The sequence below is a fragment of the Azospirillum isscasi genome (assembly GCF_030849505.1).
GTDB lineage: Bacteria > Pseudomonadota > Alphaproteobacteria > Azospirillales > Azospirillaceae > Azospirillum > Azospirillum isscasi.
Map to the genome: position 1 here is coordinate 1 of NZ_JAUJFI010000292.1, position 3066 is coordinate 3066.

At 69.7% G+C, this 3066-nt stretch carries 2 protein-coding genes; one reads left to right on the top strand and one right to left on the bottom strand.

The features are described 5' to 3' along the window. Positions 1–895, bottom strand: an 895-nt coding sequence (locus QSG27_RS28260; protein WP_306712094.1) for an ATP-binding protein, incomplete at its 3' end; no start/stop codon positions are given. 222 nt (positions 896–1117) lie between these two features. Between QSG27_RS28260 and QSG27_RS28265 the strand changes: the two genes are divergently transcribed. After that, complete coding sequence (locus QSG27_RS28265; RefSeq protein ID WP_306712096.1) at positions 1118–2929, top strand: bifunctional diguanylate cyclase/phosphodiesterase; 1812 nt, start codon at positions 1118–1120, stop codon at positions 2927–2929. Positions 2930–3066: the final 137 nt, after the last annotated feature.

Genomic DNA, 3066 nt, shown 5'->3' on the forward strand with positions numbered 1-3066 from the left:
GGCGCACCGGCAGGCGCGGCGGGTCCGGCTCGCCAGGCTGGAAGATCAGCTCCCGCGCGTCCTCCAGCGGGGTGTCGGGCAGCGGCATCAGCTTCGGGCTGCCGGCGCGGCCCTGCGTCTCCACCGCCCCGATGCGCAGCGGCAGCGGGCGGCGCGAGATCGCCGGGCCGAGCGCGATGAAATGCCCGCGCTCCAGGTCGCGGAACATCTCCGCGGTGCGGCGCTCCATGCCCAGCAGGTCGGCGGCGCGGGCCATGTCGATGTCCAGGAAGGTGCGGCCCATCAGGAAGTTGGACGCCTCCGCCGCCACGTTCTTGGCGAGCTTGGCGAGGCGCTGCGTCGCGATCACCCCGGCCAGCCCGCGCTTGCGCCCGCGGCACATCAGGTTGGTCATGGCGCCCAGCGAGACCTTGCGCGCCTCGTCCGACACCTCGCCGGCGGCGGAGGGGGCGAAGAGCTGCGCCTCGTCCACCACCACCAGCATGGGATACCAGTGGTCGCGGTCGGCATCGAACAGCCCGCCCAGGAAGGCCGCGGCGTGGCGCATCTGCATCTCCGCGTCCAGCCCCTCCAGGTTCAGGACGACGGAGACGCGGTGCTGGCGCACGCGGGCGGCGACGCTCTGCAGGGCGGCCTCGCTGTGTTCGTCGGCGTCCACCACGATGTGGCCGAACCGCTCCGCCAGCGTCACGAAGTCGCCCTCGGGGTCGATCACCGCCTGCTGGACCCACCGCGCGCTCTGCTCGATCAGGCGGCGCAGCAGGTGCGACTTGCCGGAGCCGGAATTGCCCTGCACCAGCAGGCGGGTCGCCAGCAGCTCCTCCAGATCCAGCATCGCGGGCGCTCCCGTCGCGCCAGCCGTCATGGCCGCCCCCATGTCGATGCCGACCTTCATGCCCCGCCGCCTCCCCCAGATCCACAATCGTCCGCGTTGAAGCGCACCCCTATAGCGCAAAGCGGGGCCGCGGTGCGAAGGGCATTTTGGATCGCCCGCCGCGGGCAAGCCCCGGAACTGTCACGAAAACGAAAAGATGATCCGCTACAACACGAGCTTACCCGTGAGGAACGGGCACAGCCGGCGGTGGACGAAGCCATGGCCTCGGTGCCAGCAGAAGAGATGCCAGCGGAAGACATGGAGAACGGCGGCGCCGCCCCGGGGGGACGCGCCCGCAAGGCCGGGCTGCCGCCGGAATGGTGCGGCCTGCTGGCCGGACTGTCGGTCGCCTTCCAGCCCATCGTGCAGATGCGCACCGGGCGCTGCCACGGGATGGAGGCGCTGCTGCGCGGCCTGGAGCGCAGCCCCTTCGCCAACGCCAACGACCTTCTCGACGCCGCCTGCATGCAGGGCCTGCTGGCCGAGGTGGAATGCGCCCTGCACGCCAAGGCTGCGGCGGCCTTCCGCGCACTGGAGAACTGGCAGGACGCCAAGCTGTTCCTGAACATCGACGCGCGGGTGGTCGGGGTCGCCGGCTCCCCCTGGCTGCCCCCCTTCACGCTGGAGGATGGCGCGCCGGACCGGCGGCTGACCATCAGCCTGGAGATCTCCGAACGGCGGGAGCTTCGCCCCGACCACAGCATCGAGCAGGCCATCGACCGCTACCGGCAGGCGGGCATCGGGGTGGCTCTGGACGATTTCGGCGTCGGCTTCGCCGGGCTGCGTCTGCTCTACGAATCGAAGCCCGACTATCTGAAGATCGACCGCTATTTCGTGGCCGGCATCGACCAGGACACGCGCAAACGGGCCATCGCCCACGCGCTGGTCGGCTACGCCCACGCGCTCGGCATCCTCATCATCGCCGAGGGGGTGGAGACGGAGAAGGAATTCTACACCTGCCGGGATCTCGGCTGCGACTTCGCGCAAGGTTACCTGATCGCCCGGCCCAGCCTGGAGTTGCGCGCGGTGCCCGAGCGCTACGGCATCGTGGAGGAGCTGAACCGCCAGGACCGGCGCAAGCCCGGCGACGCCCGCCTGCGCCTGTCCGAGGTGATCGAGCGGCAGCCGCCGCTGGCCGTCACCTCTCCCAAGACGGAGTTGCTGGAGTATTTCCGCGGCGACAACAGCCCGTCCATCGCCCCCATCGTGGACCGCCAGCAGCGCCCGCTGGGTCTGATCCGGGAGCGGGACCTGAAACGCTACGTCTACTCCCGCTTCGGCAGCGAGTTGCTGCGCAACCGCGGGCTGGGCGACACGCTGCTGGAGCTGGTGGTGAAAAGCCCGGTCTGCGACATCTCCACGCCGCTCGATCAGGTGATCGAAGCCTTCTCGGCGGAGGAGGCCAGCGACGGCATCATCATCATCGAGGGCGGGGAATATGCCGGCTTCCTGTCCAGCGGCGCGCTGATCCGGCTGGTGCACGAGCGCAACCTCGCCATGGCCGCGGACCAGAACCCGCTGACCCGCCTGCCCGGCAACGCCGCCATCGTGCGCCACATCGAACGCGCCCTTCAGGACCCGGAACGCCGGCACATCCTGGCCTATCTGGACTTCGACAATTTCAAGCCCTTCAACGACCGTTTCGGCTTCCGCCAGGGCGACCGCGCCATTCTGATGTTCAGCGAGCGGCTGAAGGCTTGGGCGTCGGGCAACGGCGGCTTCGCCGGTCACATCGGCGGCGACGACTTCTTCGTCGCGCTCAGCGGCGCCGAGGAAGGCGACGCGCTCGCCCATGTGGCGGAGCTGGTGGCGCAATTCCGCTCCGACGCGGAGAGCCTGTACGACCCGGAGGCGCGGGAGGCCGGCTGTTTCGAAGGCAAGGACCGTTACGGCGCGGTGCGGCATTTCCCTCTGCTGTCGGCCAGCGGCGTCGCCGTGGTGGTTGCCCCCGGCCCGCATCGTCTGACCTCCGATGCGATCAACACCGTCATCGCCGGCCACAAGGCCATGGCGAAGGAAAGCCCCGAAAAAATCTGCACCGTCCGCCTCCCCTGACCCCAAGCGCCCTGTCCTCAAGCGCCCTGACCTCAAGCGCCCTGACCTCAAGCGCCCTGCCCTCAAGCTTCAACGACGAAAAACCGGCGCCTCCCCTGGGGGAAGGCGCCGGCTCTCGAAGGCCGTGTGGGACGATT